The following is a 16,786-nucleotide window of genomic DNA, read 5'->3' as shown; positions in this document are numbered from 1 at the left end:
CTGTGCTTGACTTGTCCCATGACGGAAGACGCGCTGACCGACGCGGCGGCCCTCACCCGGCTCCGCGCCGCTCCCTCCACCACCGCGCTCGGGGCGGGGACCCTGCTCCGACTCCTGCGCGACGGTCGCCCCCGGACCCGCTCCGAACTCGCCGGGGCCACCGGGCTGGCCCGGTCCACCGTCACCCAGCGGGTGGACGCCCTCCTCGCCAGCGGCCTCATCGGCCCCACCGGCGAGGCGGTGTCCACCGGCGGGCGCCCGCCCACCACGTTCTCGTTCCGGCCCCGGGCCCGGGTCGTCCTCGCCGCCGACCTGGGCGCCACCCACGCCCGACTGGCCCTCACCGACATGGCGGCGGACGTCGTCGCCGAGGCCCGCGCCGACCTCGACATCTCCCTGGGCCCCGAACCCGTCCTCGACTGGGTCGTCGAGCGCGGCCGCGCCCTGATCGCCCAGGCCGACCGCGACGTCTCCGAACTCCTCGGCCTGGGCATCGGCCTGCCCGGACCCGTCCAGCACTCCACCGGCCGGGCGGTCAACCCGCCGATCATGCCGGGGTGGGACGGCTTCGACGTGCCCGGCTACGTGGGCGAACGCCTGGCCGTGCCGGTCCTGGTCGACAACGACGTCAACATCATGGCCATCGGCGAACACCACACCGCCTGGCCCATCGCGAGCCACCTGATGTTCGTCAAGGTCGCCACCGGCATCGGCTGCGGCATCGTCAGCGAGGGCCGCGTGTACCGGGGCGCGCAGGGCGCGGCCGGCGACATGGGGCACATCCACGTCGCCACCGGGGCCGACAAACCCTGCCGCTGCGGCAACACCGGCTGCCTGGAGGCCGTCGCCAGCGGCGCGGCCCTGGCCGCCGCCCTCACCGAGGAGGGCGTGCCCGCCGCCGGCGCCCGCGACGTGGTGGAACTGGCCCGCAACGGCTCGGTCCCGGCGCTGCGCGCCCTGCGCCAGGCCGGCCGCGACATCGGCGAGGTGCTGGCCGCGTCGGTCAACATGTTCAACCCGTCGGTCATCGTCATCGGCGGGGCCCTGGCCCTGGCCGGCGATCACCTACTGGCGGGCGTGCGCGAGGTCATCTACCAGCGGTCGCTGCCGCTGGCCACCGAACACCTCAACATCGTCTCCTCGGAGGCGGGGGAGGGCGCCGGCGTCATCGGCGCGGCGGTGCTGGTCATCGAGCACTGTCTGAGCCCGGAGCACGCCGACCGGCTCATCTCCGGCACCGCCTGACGGGGACGCTCCACGAAGGCCGTGCGAGGCCCGGCGCGCGGCCTGACGGCGGGGCACGCCGACCGGCTCGTCCTTCGCGTCGCCTGACCCGGTGCCCGGTGAGGACCGTGCGGGGCTCGGGGTCCGCACGTGGGGGAGGGGCGGAGCCGATCGGCTCCGCCCCTCCCCTTGATGACCCTGGTTCAGGGGATCACCGGCCGCGCGGTTCCCCACGGAACTCGGCCTGATCGACGTCGGGCAGGATGCCCTCGTGGCGCAGGACGGGCCTCTCGGTACCGCGGCTGTCGCTGCGGACCACGGCGGTCCGTGCCACGCTGTTCACCAGGATGGCGATGGCCACACCGGCGACCAGGTTGATCAGGGCGGTGCCGACCTGGCTGGCGCCCTCGGCCCCCTGGGTGAACGGGGTCACCACCGCTATGGCGGTGATCAACCCTATGATCCACACGAAGAAGGCGCGGGCACGCGGCGCCGCCACCAGCAGCAGGTGCATCAGGGCCGTGGCCGCCAAGGCGGCTATCGCCGCCACCAGGGCGTACAGCGCGGTCCCGGCGTCACCGAGGTAACCGGCCTCCTCAGGGGCCAGCACGGGAATCCCCAGCACACCCCGGACGAACAGGGTGCCCACGAGGATCACCAGTGCCGCCACCACCGCCGTCGCCAGGCCGCCGGACCACAAGCGGACCGCGTTGACGGTTCGTTCGGTTGTGAACTCGTTCATGCCGATACCCCCAGATACGGCGTCGAGTATCGTCGCACTCCGTATACATCCGGATACGTCCGTACTCGGTCGTAGCCCACATACCCGAAGCCCCGCGAAGGTAACCCACACGTGGAAGACTGAGGTCATGGCTCACTTCGCGCACGCTCGCGTCGATCTGGACGCGATCGCCGACAACGCACGGTCGCTCCGCGGGCACGCCGGCGGGACCCCCCTCATGGGCGTGGTCAAGGCCGACGGTTACGGGCACGGCATGCTCCCCGCCGCCCGCGCCCTGCTCGCGGGCGGGGCGAGCTGGCTCGGCACCGCGTTCATCGACGAGGGTCTGCGCCTGCGCGAAGCCGGCATCACCGCCCCCGTCATGTCCTGGATCATCCCCCCGGGCGAGCCCCTGGGCGCGGCCATCGAGAACGACATCGACCTCGGCGTCAGCGATCCCCTCCTGCTGGACGCCGTCCTGGCCGAAGCCCGGCGGCTGGGGCGCACCGCGCGGGTGCAGCTCAAGATCGACACCGGTCTCAACCGGGGCGGGGTCGGCTCCGCCGAGTGGGGCGACCTGGTGGAGGCCGCCGCCCGCGCCGAGGAGACCGGCGACCTCAAGGTGAGCGGCGTCTGGTCGCACTTCGCCTGCGCCGACGAACCCGGCCACCCCTCGATCGCCGCTCAGCTCGCGGTGTTCCACGACGCCTTGGCGGCCGCCGACAAGGTCGGCCTCACCCCCGAGGTGCGCCACATCGCCAACTCGGCCGCGCTGCTCACCCTGCCCGAGGCGCGCTTCGACCTGGTCCGGGGCGGGATCGCGAGTTACGGTCTTTCCCCGATCCCGAATTACGACGTGCCCGGATTGCGGCCCGCGATGACCCTGCGCGCCCGTGTCGCCCTCACCAAGCGGGTGCCGGCCGGCAGCGGCGTCTCCTACGGCCACCGCTACGTCACCGACCGCGAGACCACTCTGGCCCTGGTACCCCTCGGCTACGCCGACGGCGTGCCCCGGGCCGCCACCAACAAGGGGCCGGTGCTCCTCGGCGGACGCCCGCGCGTCATCGCCGGAACGGTGTGCATGGACCAGTTCGTCATCGACGTGGGCGACGACGAGGTGACCGCCGGAGAGTACGCGGTGCTGTTCGGCGACCCGGGCGAGCACCCGGGCACCCCGAGCGCCCAGGACTGGGCCCGGGTCCTGGACACCATCCCGTACGAGATCGTCACCAGGGTGGGCGTCCGGGTCCCCCGCGAGTACGTCGGCGGCTGACCCGCGGTCGGCGGTCGTGTTCCGGCCGGTCCGGGGTGTGGCGTGAACGACCTCCACCGATCGTCCACAACCGGTCACGCGCCCCCGCCGCCCCGCCTAACCTGGGGTGAGGAGGACACACCACCCGGCGGTCGCGCCCCACCCCGGCCGGCCACCGCCCGAACCGTACCGACACACAGCCTTGCGAGCCCGATGACAGACGTGACGACCACAGCGAACGCGTCCACCGTCCACGCGGTGACCGCCGCCACCGACGGCGCCATGCGCGCCCTCGGCCGCGCCCTGGCCGGCCTCAGCCGACCAGGCGACCTGCTGATCCTGTCCGGCCCGCTCGGCGCGGGCAAGACCACCCTCACCCAGGGCCTGGGCCGGGGGCTGGGCGTGCGCGGCTCGGTCACCTCCCCGACCTTCGTCATCTCCCGCATCCACCCCTCGCTGGTGGGCGGACCGTCGCTCGTCCACGTGGACGCCTACCGCCTCGGCGGGCCCGACGAGATCGACGACATCGACCTCGACATGACCCTCCCCGACTCCGTCACCGTCGTCGAGTGGGGCGAGGGCGTCGCCGAGGGCCTGTCCGACGACCGGTTGGAGATCCGGATCGAGCGGCACCCGGACGACGGTCGCACCGTCCACCTCACCCCGGTCGGCCACCGCTGGGCGGGCGTCGCCCTGCCCACCTCCGCCGACATCGCCGACGAGGGCGCGACCGGCGTCCCCGACGAGAACTCGGAAGGGTAGACGCGTGCTCCTCCTCGCCTTCGACACCGCCACCCCCGCCGTCACCGCCGCCATCGGCGAGTCCGGCGCGGACGGCTCCTTCACCCCGCGCGCGAGCGCGTCCTCCGTGGACGCCCGCCGCCACGGCGAACTGCTCTCCCCGACCATCCGGTCCCTCACCGAGGAGGCCGGGGTCGCCCTGGCCGACCTCGGCGCCATCGCCGTCGGCGTCGGGCCCGGCCCCTACACCGGCCTGCGTGTGGGACTGGCCACGGCCCACGCCCTGGCCGACGCCCTCGGCATCGCCTGCCACGGGGTCACCACCCTGGACGCGCTGGCCTTCGCGACCAAGAGGAACGGGCCGTTCGTCGCGATGACCGACGCCCGCCGCAAAGAGGTGTTCTGGGCGCGCTACGACGACCACCTCACCCGCGTGGGCGAGGTCGCCGTGGAGCGACCGGCCGACCTCGACACCGGGGGCCTTCCGCTGGTCGGCGACGGCGCCCGCATGTACGCCGACGTGTTCGGCGAGGCCGCGTCCGCGCCGGAACCGGTGTACCCGGACGCCGCAGCCATGGCCGAACTGGCCCTGTACCGGCTCCACCGGGGCGAGGCGCTCCCCGAACCCACCCCGCTCTACCTGCGCCGACCCGACGCGGTGGTGCCGGGCGCGCCGAAGAAGGTCCGCCAGTGGGTGAGGTGACACCGGTCCGCGACACCGCACTGGACGCGGTGCGCGTCGCATCGCCCGAGGGCGTGACCCTGCGCCCCATGACCGCCGACGACGTCGACGCTGTCATGGCGTTGGAGCGGGCCCTGTTCCCGGCGGACGCCTGGACCGAGGGGATGCTCCGCGACGAACTGGCCGAGGTCGCCACCCGCCACTACATCGTCGCCGTCACCCACGAGGGCGGGCCGGTCGGCTACGCCGGCCTGCGGTTCGTCCCGCCCGAGGGCGACGTGCAGACCATGGCGGTCGCCGCGTCCGCCTGGGGGCAGGGGATCGGGGGCGCGCTGCTCACCGGCCTCCTCGACCAGGCCGCCCGGCGCGGGGTGACCCACATGTTCCTTGAGGTGCGCTCGGACAACCCGCGCGCACAGAAGCTCTACGGCCGCTTCGGATTCGAGCGGATCGGCGTCCGACGCGGTTACTACAACGGGGCCGACGCCCTGGTCATGCGGCGCATCGCCGAGGAGGGTACCCATGAGTGACCACGACCTCCCGCTCATCCTGGGCATCGAGACGTCCTGCGACGAGACCGGAGTGGGACTCGTGCGCGGCTGTGAGCTGCTCGGCGAGTCGGTGGCCTCCAGTGTGGAGCAGCACGTCCGCTTCGGCGGCGTGGTGCCCGAGGTGGCGAGTCGCGCCCACCTGGAGGCCATGACGCCCACCGTTCGGCGGGCGCTGGACTCGGCCGGGGTGAAGCTCTCCGACGTGGACGCCATCGCCGTCACCGCCGGGCCCGGCCTGGCGGGCGCGCTGCTGGTGGGGGTCTCGGCGGCCAAGGCCTACGCGATGGCCCTGGACAAGCCGCTGTACGGGGTCAACCACCTGGTCGGGCACGTGGCCGTGGACCAGCTGGAGCACGGGCCGCTGCCCAAGCCCGCGATCGCGCTGCTCGTCTCCGGCGGACACACGTCGCTGCTGCTGGTCAACGACCTGGCCACCGACGTGGTGTCGCTCGGCGACACCGTGGACGACGCGGCGGGCGAGGCCTACGACAAGGTGGCCCGACTGCTGGACCTGCCCTACCCGGGCGGCCCGCCCATCGACAAGGCCGCGCAGCGGGGCGACGCCAAGTCGATCCGCTTCCCGCGCGGCAAGTGGGGGGACGGCACGTACGACTTCTCGTTCTCGGGGCTCAAGACCGCCGTCGCCCGCCACGTGGAGGACGCCGACCGCCGGGGCGAGCCGCTGGTGGTCGCCGACATCGCGGCGGCGTTCCAGGACTCGGTGGTGGACGTGCTCACCCGCAAGGCGGTCGACGCCTGCGTGGAGCACGGGGTGAGCACGCTGGTGATCAGCGGTGGGGTGGCGGCCAACTCGGCGCTGCGCACCCTGGCCGAGCAGCGCTGCCGCGAGGCGGGCATCACCCTGCGGGTGCCCCGGCCCCGGCTGTGCACCGACAACGGCGCGATGATCGCCGCCCTGGGCGCCGAGGTCGTGGCGGCGGGCCTGCCCCCGTCGACACTCGACCTGGCCACGGACACCTCCCTCCCGGTGGAGTCCCCCCTGGCCGGCTGACGCCCGCACGCGCGAAAGGGGGTCCCGGAGCAACGCTCCGGGACCCCCTTTCGCGCGTCCGCCGACCGCGCCCACGGTCCCCGTCGTGGTCGACCATGGCCGTGCCGTGTCGCCGGATGGGCCGAGCGCATGGACCGGCGACTCCACGGCGGCCCGAGGCGGTAGCGGGTTCTGCCGGTCGTCCTCGACGACCACGGCATCGGGTGTCGAACATCCTCGGGGCACGTCGCGTCCTACACCGTTACCGCATGAGATGTCCGGGCGGGTGGCGCGTCGGCCCACGCCGCGGACGGGTGGGCCGTGTGCGTCATGTGCCCGAACGGTTCATGCGGACGATCCCCGCCTACGGAAAGGTCTTCATGTTCCGCCGCACCCTGTCCTCCGCCTTCTGCGCGATGCTCATCGTGTTCCCGGTCTCGGCCTGCGGTGGAGGAGCGCCCGCTTCCGGTTACGAGCGGCATCAATCGGGGAACTTCACGGTGGAACTGCCGGTGGACTGGTATGACGAGGGGAAACTCCACATCGACTGGGATACGAAGGACCACGGTCTCGAAACCGGCGTCATCAGGGGACCCGACCACGATGTCGTCGTCCACACGATCTGGGCCGGTCTCGATTCCGGAGAGAGCGCCGTGGAGTGGACGGAGGAGAGGGAGTCCGAGACCTCGGAGGCCGCCGAATCCTATGAGCGACTCTCCCTGGAGAAACGGAGACTGGCGAACCTGTTCAGCGTGAACGGTTCCACCGCGCTCCTGGAGTTCGAGGCGGTCCTCGAACAGGGCGAACGCTGGTGGATCCACGTCGACGTCGACGACCCCCACCGGCTCGTCCTCCAGAAGGTCGTCACGAGGGAGGACACGGGCATGGCGTACGGCATCCGGGTGAGCCTCCCGGCCGTGGACGCGGAGAGACATCGGGAGATGGCCACCACGATCGTCGACTCCTTCGAACCGCATGTCTTCGACGACTCCTACGTCTGACCGGGCGGTGGGGCAAGGGCGGATACGGAGAACCTCCGAACCGCGGAGAGCGGCACACCTCCCACCCGGCCGCTGGTGAGGGCCTCAAGGACGAAGAATTCGAGCACCTTGCCGAGCAGGCGTCCGAGGCCGATCGCGTCCGCATGGAGATGTTCAACGGATAAGGTCCGGGTCCACAAGGCGACCGGCGGGGCACACGCCGGAGTCCTCGCATGGCTGATGCGGGAGTGCATCGCCCATCGACCCGACCTCGACCTCATCACCAGCGGGCTCGGTCTCAAGGTCGACACCTACCGCAAGGGACGGGCCCGTCCCGGGGTGTCCTCGTCCCCATCGGCCACTTCGACCGATCAGGCGAAGGGGCGGATCCCGACGGTGCCCTCGCCGTCGTCGAGGTGACCTCGTGGGACGCCGCCCGCGACCGTGTCGAGAAGCCCTCCGCCTACGCGGCGACCGCGATCGATCTCCACCTGCTGGTCGACCGTGACGCCGACGCCGTCATGGTCCACAGCCGTCCCGTCGGCGGTCGATACCTGGACCGCAGCACACACCCCTACGGCGAAGCGGTGCCCGTCCCCGGGCGTGGGATCGTCTTGGACACCGACCCGCTCACGCGCTTCGCCCGCTGACACCTGACGGCCAGGGGCCGGCCTCCCGGCCGGTCGGAACACCCTTCGCCGGTCCCGGGAAGGGGCCGTTCGGCGGGGCGTCGTGCGTATTCGGGAACGACTACACCGGGGGCGCGCCGGCGATACGCCGACCGCCGGCACGCCCCCGCCCTCACGCCTCCACCAACGAGGCCAGTGCCCTCTCGACGCTCGCGGCCACCTGCGGGGGCAGGAACATCAACGCCTGCCTCAGGGTGCGCCGCTCGCCCCAGACGGTGGTGCGGCCGATCTCCCGAGCCATCTCCGAGGAGTGCTCCCCGATCGCTTCGAGCACGGCCGCGTACGCACGCGGATCGTCGATGACTTCGGCGGTCGACGACTCCAGGTCCAGCGTGCCGCCCCGCCGCTTCGCGGGCGGCCCGTGGAAGACCCACTCGTGCTCACCCGAGCCGACGGAGAACACCTCCCGGCCGGGCAACTCCACCACGGCCTCCGTGTTGGGCGGTACGGTCGCGCACACCACCACGTCCTCGCCCCGCCTGCGCCACTCGACGCTCGCGGGACCGTACGGCGTCAGATGGCGGGCGCTCGCGTGCTCCAGACCGGGCAGTGGCCGGGGTGCCACCCGAATCCTTCGATAACCGGGTTCGGCGGGTGCCAGGCCCGCCACCACCCGGTGCATCCAGTCGGCCACCGCCCCCAGGGCGTAGTGGTTGAAGGAGGTCATCTCACCCGGGTTGAGGGTGCCGTCCTCCAAGAGGCCGTCCCAGCGTTCCCACACGGTGGTGGCGCCCATGGTGACCGGGTACAGCCAGGACGGGTTCTCCGTCTGCGTGAGCAGCCGCCCCGCCGCCTCGACGTATCCGTGGTCGGTGAGGGCGTCCGTCACGATCGGGGTCCCCACGAACCCCGTGCCGATTCGGTAGCCGTCCCCGCGTACCAGTTCGGCCAGACGCCGGGCCAGCCGTCGGCGTGGTTCCCCGTCGGTCACCAGGCCGAAGCGCAGGGCCATCGCGTAGGCGGTCGGGGCGTCCGAGACCATACGACCTGCGGCGGTCACGTAGGTGTTCACGAAGGCGTGGCGCGCGTGCTCGGCCTCACGGGAGAACCGGAGCGCGTCCTCCTCGTGGCCCAGCAGCAGGGCGCACCGGGCGACGATGTCCAGCGACCGGAACAGATGGGCGCTCGCGACGATGTCGGAGTCGGTCCTGGCCTGTCCGGGCCGGTCGGCGGGGGCGGATGGGTCCAGCCAGTCACCGAACTGGAGGGTCCCCTCCCATAGCCCGGTGCCTCCGCTCTCCTCCAACAGCACGTTCGCCCAGTCGCGCATGCTCGGGTACTGGGCGCGGAGCACGCCGGTGTCGCCGTAGCGTTCGTGGAGGACCCACGGCACCACCGTCGCCGCGTCGCCCCACGCGGCGGCGGCGCCGTCGCCCAGGCCGCTCGTCACCGAGGGTACGACGAAGGGCACCACGCCCCCCGCCTCCTCCTGGGCCAGCGCCAGTTCCCGCAGCCAGGAGGAGAGGAAGGCCGAGCTGTCGTACAGGAAGCACGCGGTGGGCGCGAACACCTGGATGTCCCCGGTCCACCCCAGGCGCTCGTCCCGCTGGGGACAGTCGGTGGGGATGGCCAGGAAGTTGCCCCGCATGCTCCACACGACGTTCTCGTGGAGCCGGTTCAGCAGCGGGTCCGAGCAGGTGAACCAGCCGGTCCGGGCCATGTCGGTGTGCACCACCACGGCGGTGACGTCGGTGGGGTCGAACCCGCCCGGCCAGCCGTCCACTCGCGCGTAGCGGAAACCGTGGAAGGTGAACCTCGGCTCCCACTCCTCCTCCCCCTCACCGGAGAGCACGTAGACGTCCGTGGCGGCGGCGCGGCGCAGCGGCCGCAGGGCGAGTTCGCCGTCCTCCAGGACCTCGGCGTGCCGGAGGGTGATCACCGTGCCGCGCGGGCCCCTGACCCGGATGCGCAGCCTCCCCACCAGGTTCTGTCCGAAGTCGAGCAGCAGGGCACCGGAGGGCGACGTGATGACCTCCCGCACCGGCAGCGTCTCGATCCGCCGCACCGGGGGGAGGGAACGGGGCTCCGGTTCGGGGACGTCCTCCTCCGTGAGGGCCGCGGCCGACCAACCGTCCACGGACGCCCGGGGGCGCGACCAGTCCGGCTGTTCACGACCGGCGTCGTGGTGTTCGCCGGCGTAGATCCCGCTGGAGACCAGGGGGCCGTCCCCCCTGGCCCGCCAGAGGCCGTCGGTGAGGATCTCCTCCGAGGTGCCGTCCTCGTACTCCAGCGTCAGCTGCGCCATCAGGCTCGGCTGCTCGCCGTAATGGCGGGACACCCGGCCGAAGAAGCCGTACTCCTCCGTGTACCAGCCGCCGGCCAGACGGGCACCGACGACGTTCTCGCCGGGGACCAGCAGCGCGGTGACGTCGGCGGTGTCGTAGACCAGACGCCGCCGGTAGTCGGTCCATCCGGGGGAGAGCACCGAGTCGTCGGCGAGCGAGCCGTTGACCTCCATCTCGGCGACCCCGAGCGCCGTCCACCTCAGCCGTGCCCGGCGCACGGGGCCCCGCACGGTGAAGGATCGCCGCAGCAGCACGGGCTGGGCCGGCCGCTCCGGGGCGGCCAGCCCGATCGGCCGTGCCCGCCACCGGCCCTCCCCCAGGAAGGCGGCCTCCACGCGGAGCGGGCGGCTCCACGGTGTCCACGTCCCCTCGGAGTCCGCGGCCCTGACCCGCACCTCGCGGACCTCGCCGGGGGACAGGGGCGCGAAAGGCCAGTCCACCAGCACCGACTCGGAACCGGAGACCCTCACCGACCGGCCGTCGCAGTGCAGCTCGGCGGCGCTCTGCCGCCAGTCCGCGACGCCGCCGCCCACCTCCCAGCTGAGCCTCGGCTCGGCGACGGCCACCGGCGCGTCCCCCCGGCGCCGCTCGGCGCGCAGTTCCGTGATGTGCGCGTTCGTCACTTCAGGCACCCCTCGCCGTCGAGTCCCACCGTCACGTCCAGGGCGAGGTCCGCCACCGACGTACCCACACGGAGCCGGAAGTCCCCCGGCTCGTAGACCCACTCACCGTCCCAATGGGCCAGGGAACGGGGGCGCACCGGGATGTCCACGGTCGTCCGCTCGCCGGCCTCGGCCCGCACCGGGCGGAAACCCACCAGCCACCTGACCGGGCGGTCCACGCGCGAGTCGGGGCGTTCGGCGTAGACCTGGACGACCTCCTTGCCCGGACGCCCTCCGGTGTTGGTGATCTCCACCCGAAGCGCGGGTCCGGTGCCCGCCTCGGTCAGGAGTTCGGCCCCCTCCAGGCGCCAGGACGTGTAGCCCAGACCGAAACCGAAGGGATGGGCGGGCTCGGCACGGTCCCTGAGCCAGGCCCGGTAACCGATGTGCACGCCCTCGTCGTAGGAGAGCAGCCCTCCGTCCGGGGTCACGTCGAGCACCGGTACGTCGCCGGTGTGCGCCGCCCAGGTGGTCGGCAGCCTGCCGCCGGGCTCGCGCTCGCCCAGCAGCACGTCGGCGAGAGCGTTGCCGAACTCCTGCCCGCCGAAGTAGCCGAGCAGTACGGCGGCGACCTCCTCCCGCCAGGGCATCAGTACCGGGGCGCCCGCGTTGACCACGACGACGGTGCGCGGATTCACGGCGGCCACCGCGCTGACCAGAGCGTCCTGATGCCCGGGAAGGGCCAGTCCGGTCCTGTCGTGTCCCTCCGACTCCACCGCGGTGTTGGTCCCGACCACGACGACCGCGGCCTCGGCCTCGCGGGCCGCGGCCACCGCCTCCGCGATGAGGTCGGCCGGCGGCACCGGCACCGGGGCCGTCCCCAGGATCGCGGAGAAGACGTCGGTCAGCGGTCGGTCGGGGTCCATCTCGAACTCGGCGACCACGTCGACGGACTCCCCGGCGGTCACGCTCAGGGGCGTGGTCAGGGCCGGGGGCGACAGGACCGCCGCCGCAGGGTCCAGCGCCAGGGTGTCCGGCCTGCCCTTGAGCACGGTCCGCCCGGACACGCTCAGGCGGCCCATGGCGGCGGTGGCGAATCCCAGCAGCACGTCACCGCTCTCGGCGAAGCCCAGGGCGGTGCGCAGGACGAGGCGCCGGGCCCGGCGCAGCCGCTCGTCACCCATCCAGTAGAGGGCGCTCGACCGCCGGTGCTCGCTGAAGACCACCTCTCCCTCCGCGTCCAGGAAGGTGGCGCGCACACCGGGCCGGCCGGTCACCGGGTCCCGGGTCAGCTCCGGGGCGAACCCCTCGACGTCCTCCTGGACGATCGCTCCCAGGGCGTACCCGACGCGCGTGTCGGGCAGGGCCGCGCGCAGCCCCTCCAAGGGGGAGACCACCCGGTCGGGTACGACGGTCGCGCTGCCGCCGCCCTGGACGCGGGCGGTCCCGGCGTTGTGGCCGATGACGGCGAGGCTCTTCAGGGAGGCGGGCAGGGGCAGCGCGGCCTCGTTGCGCAGGAGGACCATGCCCTCGGCCGACGCCCGGCGGGCGAAGTCCCGACCGCTCACCGGCGCGGACGGGCGCCGGGCGGTGCCCTCCAGGGCGCCCACCCGGGCGGCGAGGCCCAGCAGGCGCTCCACCTTGCGGTCGATCGCCCGGACGCTCACCCTTCCTTCGCGCACGGCGGTCAGCAGGGCCTCGCTCCAGACCGGCGAGGGGCCCGGCATGGCCAGGTCCAGTGAGGCGGACGCGGCGGCGGTGCCGCGTACCGCCATGAAATCGCTGACCACCGCGCCGTCGAAGCCCCAGGACCGGTTGAGGGGCTCCTCCAGCAGCGGGTGCTCGGTCATGGGTGTCCCGTTGACCGCGTTGTAGGCGCTCATCAGCGCCCAGGTCCCCGCTTCGACGACGCGCTCGAAGGGCAGGAGGTAGACCTCGCGCAGGGCCCGCTCGGAGACGCGCACGTCCAGGGACATGCGGTCGGTCTCGGAGTCGTTGGCGACGTAGTGCTTGGGCGCCGCCGCCACGCCGTTCTCCTGGAGTCCCCGGACGTAGGCCGCCGCCAGGGCCGCGGTCAGTTCCGGGTCCTCGCTGAACGCCTCGAAGTGCCGACCGCCCAGGGGCGAGCGGTGCATGTTGATGACCGGCCCGAAGACCACGTCGACCTTCTTGCGGGACGCCTCGGCGGCGATCACCGTCCCGTACTCCCGGGCCAGCTCCGTGTCCCAGGAGGAGGCCAGGGCGGTGGGCGAGGGCAGGCACAGCGAGGGATCCCGTTCGTCCCAGACGGGACCCCGGACACCGGACGGCCCGTCGGAGAGCCACAGGGGTCGCAGCCCGATGCCCTCCAGGGGCGTGGTGGTGGTGAAACCGCCCCCGGAGACGAGTCGGACCTTCTCCTCAAGGCTGAGCTCAGCGACGAGTTCGCTCGGTCGCCTACTGGTGGTCATGCGGGCCTCTCGTGGTTCTCTCGGTCCGACAGTGCCGCGCGCTCTCGGCGCCGCCGTGCCTGTAGGTCGGGGTCGGGCACCGGGGCGGCCAAGAGCAGCCGCCGAGTGTAGGGGTGTGCGGGGTCGGAGGTGACGGTGTCGCCGTCCCCGGACTCGACGATCTCCCCGCGGTACATGACCGCCACGCGGTGGCTGATGTGCCGGACCACGGCCAGGTCGTGGGAGACGAACAGGTAGGAGACCCCGGTGGTCTCCTGGATCTCGGTGAGCAGCCGCAGGATCCTCGCCCGGTTGGACAGGTCCAGGGCCGAGACGGCCTCGTCGCAGACGATGAGCCGGGGCTCCAGCGCCAGGGCGCGGGCGATCGCGATGCGCTGCCTCTGCCCTCCGCTGAACTCGCGCGGCAGGCGTCGGCCCGCGTCGGAGGGCAGGGCCACCCGCTCCAGGAGCTCGGCGATCCGCCTGCCGGCCTCCCCACCGGTCCGCCCCCGCGCCGTCAGGGGCTCGCCGAGGATCGCCTCGATCGTCATCGACGGGTTCAGGGAGCTGTAGGGGTCCTGGAAGACGACCTGGATCTGGTCGCTGAGCGCGCGCCGTTGGCGGCGCGAGAGCCCCGAGATCTCCCGGCCGCGGTAGCCGATGCCGCCGGAGGTCACGGGGGCCAGGCCCAGGATGGCGCGGCCCAGGGTGGTCTTGCCCGACCCCGACTCGCCCACCAGCCCCACGGTCTCGCCCTCGCGGATGTCCAGGCTCACCCCGCGCAGCGCGAGGAAACCGCTGGAGCGCAGGCCCCGGCCGGGGTAGCGCACTTCGACGTCTCGTACGTCCAGCAGGGGATCGGTCACGGGGTCACGCCCTTCCGGTCGGTCGGGGCCAGCGGGCCCCGGGCACCGCCGCCGTCGAGGATGGAGTCCAGCAGCGACCGCGTGTACGGGTGCCGCGCCCGGTGGAAGATCTCTCGGGTGGGGCCGGTCTCCACGATGTGGCCCGACCGCATGACCGAGACCCGGTCGCACAGGTCGGCGACGACACCGAAGTCGTGCGTGACCAGCAGAACGCCCATGTCCAGGTCCTGCCGCAGGTCGCGTAGCAGGTCGAGGACCTCGGCCTGCACGGTCACGTCCAGGGCGGTGGTCGGTTCGTCGGCGATGAGCAGCGCCGGTTCGGTGGAGACGGCGCCCGCGATGAGGACGCGCTGGGCCATGCCTCCCGAGACCTGGTGCGGATAGGAGGAGAAGGTGCGCTCGGGATCGGGGATGCCCACGCGTTCGAGCAGTTCCAGGGCCCGTGCCCGAGCGGCCCGCCGGTCCATGCCGAGGCACACCCGCAGGGGTTCCACCAGCTGGGAGCCGATGGTGAAGGACGGATCCAGGTTGCTCATGGGCTCCTGCGGAACGTAACCGATGCCCCGGCCGCGGATCCGCGCCAGGGCGCTCTCCCCACCGGTGACGAGGTCCTCGCCGTCGAAGGACACCGAGCCCTCCAGCACCCGTCCTCCTCGGGAGAGCAGGCCCATGACGGCGAAGGCGGTCTGGGTCTTGCCCGACCCCGACTCCCCGACCAGTCCGTGGACCTCGCCGCGGCCGACGCTCAGGTCGACCCCGTGCACGACCTCCGTGATCCCCGCCGGGGTCCGGTAGCCCACGCGCAGACCCCGTACCGTCAGGAGTTCCCGTCCGGCGTCCGCTTGCTCCGCGCCGTGGCGGATCGGTGCGTGCGCGGCCTCCCGGGAACCGTTCTCCTTGTCCCCTTCCCCGTCCCCGCGGCCCTCGGCCGAGCGGTTTCCGCCCTCCAGTTCGTCGCGCAGGGTGTTGGCCAGCATCGCCAGGGCGACGCTGGTCAGGGCGATCGTCAGCGCGGGCCAGAGCAGCAGCATCGGGGCGCGGTAGATGTTCGCGAACCCCTCGTTGAGCATGCCGCCCCACGTGGGCACGGAGGAGTCCCCCAGCCCGAGGAACTCCAGCCCCGACTGGACGGCGATGGCCGTGCTGGTCACGATGGCCGCCTGGACGATGATCGGCGCGCGCACCACGGCCAGGATGTGCCGCCCCATGATCCTGGCGTCCCCCAGCCCGGAGACCCGGGCCGCGTCGACGTAGAGTTCCTCCCTCACCGAGGAGACCAGGCTGTACACCAGGCGGAAGAAGACCGGTGACAGGATCACCCCGAAGACGGCCATGGACAGCCACACCGAAGGACCCAGGACCGCGCGCGCCGCGAGCAGGACCACGATGGCGGGCAGCGACATGACCAGGCTCGTCAGCCAGGTGGAGACGGTGTCGAACCAGCCCCCGTAGTAGCCCGCCAGCATTCCTCCCGCCACTCCCAGCACCAGGGAGACGGCCAGGGCGAGCAGCGCGGCCAGGACACTGACCCGGGTCGCCACCAGCAGCCGTGAGAGGACGTCGCGTCCCGCCCCGTCGGTGCCGAGCGGGTACTCGCCCCCGGGGGCCGACAGGATGTCGTACAGCGAGGAGTGGTTGGGGTCGCGCGGGGCCAGCGGCTCCCCGAGGACCACGACGATCGCGACCGAGAACAGGAAGGCCAGCGACACGGCCGAGGCCGGGTTGGCGAACAGCCTGGCGAGGAGCCCTCGTCCCGGGGCCCGTCGCCGCCGTGCGGTCTCCTGGGTCATGACAGCCTCACCTTCGGGTTCAGGGCGGCCTGGCAGAGGTCGATGAGCAGGTTGACGACGATGACGAGGGCGGCCGTCACCAGGACCAGCCCCAGGACCAGGGGGATGTCGCCGTTCCCGGTGGCCTGGACCGAGAGCTGTCCCAGGCCGGGGATGGAGAAGACCTGTTCCACGATCACCGCTCCGCCCAGCAGGCCGATGAACTGCACGCCCAGGACGGCCAGGGCGGGCCCCGCCGAGTTGCGCAGCACGTGCTTGAGGACCACACGACGGAAGCCCAGGCCCCGGCTGCGCAGGGTGCGCACGTAGTCGCGGTCCAGCGCGTCGATGACCGACCCGCGGATCTGCTGCGCCACCGCGGCCACCGCGCTCGCCGAGAGCGCGAGGACCGGAAGCGTGACCGAGGACAGCCATCCGCCCGGGGAGTGGTCCAGGGGTATGTAGCCGGTGGCCCGGAACCATCCCAGCTCGATGGCGAGGAGCACCACGAGTCCGAGTGCGATCAGGAATCCCGGGACGGCGAAGCCGAGCAGGGCGAGAACCTGGACCGCGCGGTCGATCCAGCCCCGGCGGACGGCGGCCAGCACACCCAGGGCCACGGCCACGACCGTGGCGACCACGGTGGCGCCGATGACCAGTGAAAGGGTGACCCCCAGACGGTCGGTCACCTCGGTGAGCACCGGCTGTCGGCTGAACCAGGCGGTTCCGAGGTCGCCGGTCGCGGCCTGGCCCAGCCATGAGGAGTACTGCTCCCACAGGGGGCGGTCCAGGCCGAGTTCGGCGGCTCTCCGGTCCACCTGGTCCTGCGTGGCGTTGGGGCCCATGATGCGGCGGGCGATGTCGCCTCCGCCCGCGTACAGCAGCGCGTAGGCCACGGTGGTGATGAGGAAGAGGAGCACGCCGCCCGAGAGCAGGCGGCGGAGTGCGAATCTGAACACGGGCTTCGTCCAGGGAACTTGCGGAAGAGGTGATGCGGGAGGCCC

At 72.7% G+C, this 16,786-nt stretch carries 13 protein-coding genes and 1 pseudogene; 8 read left to right on the top strand and 6 right to left on the bottom strand.

The annotated features are described in order from the left end of the window. Positions 1 to 18: 18 nt before the first annotated feature. Positions 19 to 1,245 carry an ROK family transcriptional regulator gene (locus PWG71_RS04475; protein ID WP_274808221.1) on the top strand — a complete coding sequence of 409 codons (1,227 nt, stop codon included), beginning with the start codon at positions 19 to 21 and terminating at the stop codon, positions 1,243 to 1,245. Positions 1,246 to 1,435: 190 nt separating this feature from the next. Here PWG71_RS04475 and PWG71_RS04470 read toward each other — a convergent pair whose 3' ends face one another. Beyond that, positions 1,436 to 1,966: a DUF6069 family protein gene (locus PWG71_RS04470; RefSeq protein ID WP_274808220.1), complete on the bottom strand. Its 531-nt coding sequence runs from the start codon at positions 1,964 to 1,966 to the stop codon at positions 1,436 to 1,438. A gap of 127 nt (positions 1,967 to 2,093) precedes the next feature. Between PWG71_RS04470 and alr the strand changes: the two genes are divergently transcribed. The 7 genes and pseudogenes from alr to PWG71_RS04435 all read left to right on the top strand — a co-directional run bounded on the left by alr (position 2,094) and on the right by PWG71_RS04435 (position 7,792). Further along, positions 2,094 to 3,218, top strand: coding sequence for an alanine racemase (gene alr / locus PWG71_RS04465; RefSeq protein ID WP_274808219.1), 1,125 nt, complete (start codon positions 2,094 to 2,096; stop codon positions 3,216 to 3,218). Between the two features lie 192 nt (positions 3,219 to 3,410). Continuing rightward, on the top strand, positions 3,411 to 3,959 hold the full coding sequence (gene tsaE / locus PWG71_RS04460; RefSeq protein WP_274808218.1) for a tRNA (adenosine(37)-N6)-threonylcarbamoyltransferase complex ATPase subunit type 1 TsaE: 549 nt from the start codon (positions 3,411 to 3,413) through the stop codon (positions 3,957 to 3,959). A 4-nt stretch (positions 3,960 to 3,963) separates the two neighbouring features. Next, positions 3,964 to 4,641 (top strand): tRNA (adenosine(37)-N6)-threonylcarbamoyltransferase complex dimerization subunit type 1 TsaB, encoded by a 678-nt coding sequence (gene tsaB, locus PWG71_RS04455; protein ID WP_274808217.1) that lies wholly within the window; start codon positions 3,964 to 3,966, stop codon positions 4,639 to 4,641. A gap of 29 nt (positions 4,642 to 4,670) precedes the next feature. Next, entirely contained in the window at positions 4,671 to 5,150 is a 480-nt protein-coding gene (gene rimI, locus PWG71_RS04450) for a ribosomal protein S18-alanine N-acetyltransferase (protein ID WP_446724978.1), read from the top strand. Beyond that, positions 5,143 to 6,183 (top strand): tRNA (adenosine(37)-N6)-threonylcarbamoyltransferase complex transferase subunit TsaD, encoded by a 1,041-nt coding sequence (gene tsaD, locus PWG71_RS04445; RefSeq protein ID WP_274808216.1) that lies wholly within the window; start codon positions 5,143 to 5,145, stop codon positions 6,181 to 6,183. The genes rimI and tsaD overlap by 8 nt, the downstream gene beginning before the upstream one ends. Before the next feature lie 326 nt (positions 6,184 to 6,509). Beyond that, entirely contained in the window at positions 6,510 to 7,163 is a 654-nt protein-coding gene (locus PWG71_RS04440) for a hypothetical protein (protein WP_274808215.1), read from the top strand. 143 nt (positions 7,164 to 7,306) lie between these two features. Further along, positions 7,307 to 7,792: pseudogene (locus tag PWG71_RS04435) on the top strand (Uma2 family endonuclease). Between the two features lie 151 nt (positions 7,793 to 7,943). Here PWG71_RS04435 and PWG71_RS04430 read toward each other — a convergent pair. From PWG71_RS04430 to PWG71_RS04410, 5 genes are read right to left on the bottom strand one after another with little or no spacing between them, the layout of a single operon-like run. Next, positions 7,944 to 10,739 carry an alpha-L-rhamnosidase gene (locus tag PWG71_RS04430; RefSeq protein WP_274808214.1) on the bottom strand — a complete coding sequence of 932 codons (2,796 nt, stop codon included), beginning with the start codon at positions 10,737 to 10,739 and terminating at the stop codon, positions 7,944 to 7,946. Beyond that, the gene (locus PWG71_RS04425) at positions 10,736 to 13,168 is read right to left on the bottom strand and encodes a beta-glucosidase family protein (protein ID WP_274808213.1); all 2,433 of its coding nucleotides are present in this window, start codon (positions 13,166 to 13,168) and stop codon (positions 10,736 to 10,738) included. The genes PWG71_RS04430 and PWG71_RS04425 overlap by 4 nt, the downstream gene beginning before the upstream one ends. Further along, on the bottom strand, positions 13,165 to 14,013 hold the full coding sequence (locus PWG71_RS04420; protein ID WP_274808212.1) for an ATP-binding cassette domain-containing protein: 849 nt from the start codon (positions 14,011 to 14,013) through the stop codon (positions 13,165 to 13,167). Before PWG71_RS04420 ends, PWG71_RS04425 begins: the two co-directional genes overlap by 4 nt. Next, positions 14,010 to 15,803 (bottom strand): dipeptide/oligopeptide/nickel ABC transporter permease/ATP-binding protein, encoded by a 1,794-nt coding sequence (locus tag PWG71_RS04415; RefSeq protein ID WP_274808211.1) that lies wholly within the window; start codon positions 15,801 to 15,803, stop codon positions 14,010 to 14,012. Before PWG71_RS04415 ends, PWG71_RS04420 begins: the two co-directional genes overlap by 4 nt. Next, positions 15,800 to 16,741 (bottom strand): ABC transporter permease, encoded by a 942-nt coding sequence (locus tag PWG71_RS04410; RefSeq protein WP_274808210.1) that lies wholly within the window; start codon positions 16,739 to 16,741, stop codon positions 15,800 to 15,802. The genes PWG71_RS04415 and PWG71_RS04410 overlap by 4 nt, the downstream gene beginning before the upstream one ends. Positions 16,742 to 16,786 lie beyond the last annotated feature (45 nt).

Origin of the sequence: Nocardiopsis sp. N85 (assembly GCF_028882275.1) — a bacterium.
GTDB lineage: Bacteria > Actinomycetota > Actinomycetes > Streptosporangiales > Streptosporangiaceae > Nocardiopsis > Nocardiopsis lambiniae.
Note: the sequence above shows the minus strand (reverse complement) of the source record. Positions and strands in the feature narration are given on the sequence as shown.

Bases quoted from the DNA above. Each gene is read 5' to 3' on its own strand.
- tsaE (WP_274808218.1), top strand. From the start codon at position 3,411: ATGACAGACGTGACGACCACAGCGAACGCGTCCACCGTCCACGCGGTG.
- PWG71_RS04425 (WP_274808213.1), bottom strand. From the start codon at position 13,168: ATGACCACCAGTAGGCGACCGAGCGAACTCGTCGCTGAGCTCAGCCTT.
- tsaD (WP_274808216.1), top strand. From the start codon at position 5,143: ATGAGTGACCACGACCTCCCGCTCATCCTGGGCATCGAGACGTCCTGC.
- PWG71_RS04415 (WP_274808211.1), bottom strand. From the start codon at position 15,803: ATGACCCAGGAGACCGCACGGCGGCGACGGGCCCCGGGACGAGGGCTC.
- PWG71_RS04470 (WP_274808220.1), bottom strand. From the start codon at position 1,966: ATGAACGAGTTCACAACCGAACGAACCGTCAACGCGGTCCGCTTGTGG.
- alr (WP_274808219.1), top strand. From the start codon at position 2,094: ATGGCTCACTTCGCGCACGCTCGCGTCGATCTGGACGCGATCGCCGAC.
- PWG71_RS04475 (WP_274808221.1), top strand. From the start codon at position 19: ATGACGGAAGACGCGCTGACCGACGCGGCGGCCCTCACCCGGCTCCGC.
- PWG71_RS04440 (WP_274808215.1), top strand. From the start codon at position 6,510: ATGCGGACGATCCCCGCCTACGGAAAGGTCTTCATGTTCCGCCGCACC.